The sequence below is a fragment of the Dyella sp. genome, from assembly GCF_035508675.1.
In the GTDB taxonomy this organism is placed as follows: Bacteria; Pseudomonadota; Gammaproteobacteria; order Xanthomonadales; family Rhodanobacteraceae; genus Dyella_B.
On the sequence record NZ_DATJMN010000229.1, the window covers coordinates 1 to 5,864 of the forward strand.

A 5,864-nucleotide genomic window follows, 5' to 3' on the forward strand; every position below is an offset into this window, starting at 1 on the left:
TCCTGTTCCGCTACCAAGCCGTCCCGTACCGAAGTGACGCTGAGTTGCATACGCGCTTGCCGGAAGCATCCACCATGAGACAGGCGGAGCATGGTCCAACAAGGCATCGCAGGCCGAAGTGAAGATGCGGCTGGCGGGCTCGGTTATGGCCGTAGCCTGGGATGAAATCCCAGCATGGATTGGCATGGCGAGGCTGGGATTGCATCCCAGCCTACGGAGCCCGGCACAAGCTAGAGCTGCTTGCGTCGCTCCGCCACGTCGTCCGGCGTGACCGTGCCCTGCTTGTTGCCGAAATGCCCGATCACGTAATTGCTGAGCGCCGCCAATTCCGTATTCGAATACGCATCGCCGAAGCTCGGCATGAACACGCTGGCACCATCACCGTGCAGGCTGGAGCCATGCAGCAGGATCTGCGTGACATTGGTGCCGCGCACGTCGTTCACGCCACGTGAACCAAGCAAGGACGCATACGGCGTCTGCTGGCCTTTGCCGTTCCACTGGTGGCAACTGGCGCAGGCGCCTTCGAACAGTTTCAAGCCCTGGGTGTCCGCGTGCGCGTCGCCGCCGGGCGCGTAATCGCTGGAAGCCAAGGCAGGGGCAGGTTTTGGATCGACGGCAATCGGGTCCTTGCCGGCGCGCGCCGGCACGCTGCGCAGGTAGGCGATCAATGCGCCGGTATCGGCGGGCTGCAGGAAGCGCAGGCTGTTTTCCACCGCCTCGGCCATCGGGCCGGAGGCCGAGCCATGGCCGTCGGCATGTCCCGTGCTGAGGTAGCTGGCAAGCTCGCCATCGCTCCACGCGTCGATGCCATGCACGGGATCGGCGGTGATGTTGTAGGCGCGCCAGCCTTGCAGCACCGCGCCGGACAGATCCTGCTTGCGGTCCAGCGCAAAGGCGAAGTTGCGCGGCGTGTGGCATTCCGCGCAATGCCCCAGCGCAGTGGCCAGGTATTTACCGCTGTTCCACTGCGGGGATTGCGAAGCATCCGGCTGGAAGCGCTGGCTCTTGAAAAACGCAGCATTCCAGAAGCCAAGCGTCCAGCGCTGGTTGTACGGGAAGGAAAGCTCGTTTTTGCGATTCGGCTGTGCAACCTTGGGCAGGCTGAAAAGATAAGCCTTGATCGCCAGCACGTCGTCGCGGCTCAGCTGCGTGTAGGAGGTATACGGAAACGCCGGATACAGATGCTCGCCGTGCTTGCCGATGCCGTCGTGCAGCGCACGCACGAACTCGTCGTCGCTCCAACTGCCGATGCCGTCGGTTTCATCCGCGGTGATGTTGGATGAGTACAGGGTGCCGAACGGCAGGCGGAACGGCACGCCGCCGGCAAAGGCTTTGCCGGAGCCCGGCACGGTATGGCAGGCGGCGCAGTCGGCGGCCTTGGTGAGGTATTCACCGCGCGCAAGCACTGCGGCCGTGGTCGGCGCGCCGGCCAGCGCCGGCGAGGTGCCGGCGGACGTATCGGAGCGGTTCAAATACAGATACACGCCCGTACCCACCAGCAGCAGGATCACGATCGTGAGCAGCAAGCGTCTCATGCGATGTCCCTCCTCTCCTGCGTGGCGACTGATACGACGGATTTGAGTGCATCAGGATTTTGCGCCAGCAGCGAGCGATCCACCGGCAGCTTGTAAAGACGCACGCCGGTGGCTGCAAAGATGGCATTGGCGAGCGCAGGCGCCGCGATGGCGGTGCCGACTTCACCCAGGCCGCCCGGCGGTTCGGCGTTGACCACGCGATGCACTTCCACCACCGGCGTTTCGTTGATGCGCAGCACGCGGTAGTCGTTGAAGTTGCCCTGCTCGACCGCACCGTTCTTGAACGTGAGTTCGCTGTACAACGCTGCACTGAGCCCGAACAGCACACCGCCTTGCACTTGCGCTTCGATGGAACTGGTATTGACGGCAATGCCGACGTCGACCGCCACGACGACTTTGCGCAAGCGCACTTCGCCCTGCGGGGTGACTTCGGTTTCGACGATGGCGCAGACATGGCTGCCGAACGGCTCCGCCAGCGCAATGCCGCGACCGACGCGTGGCGGCAAGGCTTGGCTCCAGCCGATTTTCTCCGCGGCCAGATTCAACACGCCAAGCGCACGCGCATTCTTCTGCAGCAGCGCGCGGCGGTATTCGAGCGGGTCCTTCTTGGCATGCTGCGCCAGTTCGTCCATGAAGCTTTCCACCACGAACAGGTTGTGCGTGGGACCCACGCCGCGCCACCAGCCGACAACGATGCCCGGCGGCATGTCGTGGCGTATCCATTCCACGTGCCCCTTGGGAATGTCGTACGGCAGCTCCACCACGCATTCCACGGCGTCGCTATCCATGCCGTTCTTGCCCATGGCGCCAGGTGCGAAACGCGCGAGCACGGAGCCACCGCTGGTGCGGTAGCCATACCAGACGGGACGACCATCGGCATCGAGCACCGCCGAGATAAGGTCGTGATACATCGGACGCATGCGGTCGTGACGAATGTCTTCCTCGCGCGTCCACACCACTTTCAGCGGATACGGCACCTGCTTGGCGAACGCCACCGCCTGCTCGACCCAGTCGGTTTCCAGGCGACGCCCGAAGCCGCCGCCCAGATACTGGTTGTGCAGCACGATTTTCTCGATCGGCAGGCCGGTGATCCTTGCCGCTTCCTGGGCGGCGCGCATGGCCACCTGCGTGCCCGTCCACACCTCGCATTGATCGGGGGTGACGTGCACGGTGCAATTCATCGGTTCCATCGTCGCGTGCGCAAGCATCGGCGACTGGTATTCCGATTGCACCAGCGTGCCTTGCGGGCGCTCACCATCATCGCGCGCCACGACGCCTTTGCCGGTGCGCGCGGTGTCGGCGATGGCATCCTGCAATTGCTGCGTGGTGAGATTGGCGTTCTCGCCGAGGTTCCATTCGATCACCAGCGCCTGCAAGCCTTGCCTGGCCGCCCAGAAATGCTCGCCCACCACGGCGACGGCGTTGTCCAGGCGCAAGACGTCGACCACGCCCGGCACTTTGCGTGCGGCCTTGTCGTCGACCGAAACCAGCTTGCCGTTGAAGGTGGGACACGCCATGACGGTGGCGATCTTCATGCCCGGCACGCGCACGTCGATGCCGAATTGCGTAGCACCTTTCACTTTGTCCGCGGCATCCACGCGCCTGATTGGCTTGCCGATCAGCTTGTAATCCTTGGGATCGGTGAGCTGCACCTTGTCCGGCATCGGCAGCTTGCCCGCGGTGACGGCCAATTGATTGAAAGTGGCGCTGCGCCCGGATGCCGGGTGATGCACCACACCGCGCTCCACCGTGCAGGTGGCAGGGTCGACATGCCACTGTATTCCCGCCGCGCTCAGCAGCATGCTGCGCGCTACCGCGCCGGCTTCGCGCAATACCGTCCAGGTGGCGCGCGTGCTGGTGGAACCGCCGGTGATCTGCCCGCCCAGCGCGGGAATGCCGTACAGCTCGTCGCTGGGCGGCGAATGCTCCACCTTGATCTGGTCCATGCCCACACCGAGTTCTTCGGCCAGCAGCATGCAGCAACCCGTGTAGATGCCCTGCCCCATTTCCGCGCTAGGCATCACCAGGCGCACCGGGCCTTCGCTGTCGATGCGGATGAAGGCGTTGGGTGCGAAAGGTGGATTGCCGTCCGCCATCGCGGCGGCGGTATCGCCCGGCTGGCGGCGCGCGCTGATCATCGCCGAGGCGGCGCCGGTGCCGCCCAGCCACAGGAAAGCGATCGCCAGACCGCTGGATTTCAGCACCTTCCGGCGTTGCAGGTCGACGGCTTCGGCTTGCTCCGGCATGACGGGTTCGATGTTCATGATGCAGCCCCTTCCGGCGCGCTGCCGATCGTCTGCAGAATCTCCAGCTTGCCGGTGGCGGCCTGCTTGATCGCCGCGCGAATGCGCACATAGGTGGCGCAGCGGCAAAGGTTGCCGGACATGGCCGCATCGATGTCGGCGTCGGACGGATTGGGCGTATGCGCCAACAGCGCTGCCGCCGCCATGATCTGGCCGGACTGGCAATAACCGCATTGCACCACGTCCACGTCCAGCCATGCCTGCTGGATCTTCTGCCCGGCCGGCGTGTTGCCGACGGCCTCGATGGTGGTGATGGCGCGATCACCGATGGCGCCTACCGGCAGCACGCACGAGCGCACCGCCTGGCCATCCAGATGCACGGTGCATGCACCGCATTGTGCGATACCGCAACCGAACTTGGTGCCGGTCAGGCCGATGACATCGCGCAACACCCACAGCAGCGGCATGTCATCGGGGACGTCGACCGGATACGACTGACCGTTGACGGACAAGGACACCATGTAAGCCTCCGTACCATGTCAGGCACCGCGTGCATTGTCTGAAACTGCGGGCATTTGCCTAAAGCTCGCCCGCATTCATGGCACACGACGCAATACCAACCATGAAGTGCTCGCAAACCCCATGCAGGATGGCGTGAGCGGCAAAGCCGTGACACCATCACGGTCATCGATTCTGCTCCTATTGTTTGTCGACAGTAAAGGATGCTCTGATTAATTCAGCGTAGGTCGCAGCGGCCCTGTGCGTTCGCAGAGCACAGGGCCATTGGCGAAGACAGACTGGTGGTCTGTCGAGACGACGGACCGAAGCTATGCGGACTCACAGGGTCGCTGCGGCCTGCGGTGGATTAATCAGAGCATCCTGAAGATGAATTCGGCTTACGAACTGACCACCTTGATGGCAGCATTGCGCGATCTGCATCGCGAAGCTGCGCCGAAAGCGGCGCTTGCCACGCTGACGCGAACACGCGGCTCCACCTTTCGCCGTCCCGGCACGCGCATGCTGGTATTAGGCGATGGCCAGGTGGTGTGCGAACTTTCCGGGGGCTGTCCACAGCGCGATATCGTGGCGCGCGCCCTGGAAGTCATCGATAGCGGCGAACCACGGCTGGTCGGCTACAACGCGGACTCAGGGCTGGACGTACTGATGGAAATGGGTTGCGGCGGCGAACTGGAAGTGCTGATCGAACCGCTGCGGGCGATCCACGATACCGATTTCATCGATGCGCTTTCGCGCTGCCTCGACGAGCGGCGTCCCCTGCACATGGCCACGCTGTTTGCCGCCGATGGCAAAACAGTATTGCCGCGCAGGCTGGTATGGCATGCAAGCGGCGTGGCTTACGACGCCATCGACGACACGGCGCTGGTACACGCCATCATGTCGCAGGCGCCGGATGTCGCATCGCGGCGCGCACGCATCTTGAGCTTTGCCGCTGCGCACGGCACGGCCGAGGTGCTGGTGGAAGCGATCGCGCCGCCGCACGCCTTGGTGGTGATCGGCAGCAGCGCCGCGGCGCGCGCCTTGTTGCCCTTGGCCAGCGCGTTGGGGTGGCATACCACGCTGGTGGATGACGACCCTGTCCGCCTGCGTGCCGCGCATCTGCCGGCGGGCTTGCACACTGTCTGCGCCACACCGCAGCGACTGATCGACGCCGTGGCGCTGGATGCACACAGTTCGGTAGTGGTGATGACGCACAACCTGGAACAGGACATCGCCTATCTTGGTGCTTTGCGCAACGCGCCGGTGGCGTATATCGGTGCGCTGGGTTCACGCGAGCGCGTGGCGCGCATGCGCAGCAGCCCTGCACTTGATGGTTTGCACGTACATGCGCCGGCTGGCTTGGACATCGGCTCGGAAACGCCAGAGGAGATTGCATTGGCCGTCGCGGCGGAGATCATGGCGGTGGTGAATCATCGCCATGGTGGCCATTTGCGCGACAACGATGGGGCGATACATCCATCGTAGGCCGCCATGAAACACGTCTCCGCCTCAGCGGCAGTCATCTTCGCGAAAGCGGGAAGCCATTTTCAATGGATGCACCAGGACAGATGGATCCCCGCTTTCGCGG

4 protein-coding genes are annotated in these 5,864 nt (G+C 64.0%); 1 reads left to right on the forward strand and 3 read right to left on the reverse strand.

The genetic code is table 11. From position 1 onward, the window contains the following. Positions 1-230: 230 nt before the first annotated feature. Genes VMA74_RS12205 through VMA74_RS12215 form a run of 3 tightly spaced genes read right to left on the reverse strand, consistent with a single transcriptional unit; the run spans position 231 to position 4,299 of the window. On the reverse strand, positions 231-1,535 hold the full coding sequence (locus VMA74_RS12205) for a cytochrome c (RefSeq protein WP_325367295.1): 1,305 nt from the start codon (positions 1,533-1,535) through the stop codon (positions 231-233). Further along, on the reverse strand, positions 1,532-3,799 hold the full coding sequence (locus tag VMA74_RS12210) for a xanthine dehydrogenase family protein molybdopterin-binding subunit (RefSeq protein ID WP_325367296.1): 2,268 nt from the start codon (positions 3,797-3,799) through the stop codon (positions 1,532-1,534). Before VMA74_RS12210 ends, VMA74_RS12205 begins: the two co-directional genes overlap by 4 nt. Beyond that, positions 3,796-4,299: a (2Fe-2S)-binding protein gene (locus tag VMA74_RS12215; RefSeq protein ID WP_325367298.1), complete on the reverse strand. Its 504-nt coding sequence runs from the start codon at positions 4,297-4,299 to the stop codon at positions 3,796-3,798. Before VMA74_RS12215 ends, VMA74_RS12210 begins: the two co-directional genes overlap by 4 nt. A 364-nt stretch (positions 4,300-4,663) precedes the next feature. Between VMA74_RS12215 and VMA74_RS12220 the strand changes: the two genes are divergently transcribed. Next, positions 4,664-5,761, forward strand: coding sequence for an XdhC family protein (locus VMA74_RS12220; protein WP_325367300.1), 1,098 nt, complete (start codon positions 4,664-4,666; stop codon positions 5,759-5,761). The last annotated feature ends 103 nt before the right edge of the window (positions 5,762-5,864 follow it).

Coding starts and splice junctions, on each gene's coding strand:
- VMA74_RS12215 (WP_325367298.1), bottom strand. CDS start 4,299: ATGGTGTCCTTGTCCGTCAACGGTCAGTCGTATCCGGTCGACGTCCCC.
- VMA74_RS12205 (WP_325367295.1), bottom strand. CDS start 1,535: ATGAGACGCTTGCTGCTCACGATCGTGATCCTGCTGCTGGTGGGTACG.
- VMA74_RS12220 (WP_325367300.1), top strand. CDS start 4,664: ATGAATTCGGCTTACGAACTGACCACCTTGATGGCAGCATTGCGCGAT.
- VMA74_RS12210 (WP_325367296.1), bottom strand. CDS start 3,799: ATGAACATCGAACCCGTCATGCCGGAGCAAGCCGAAGCCGTCGACCTG.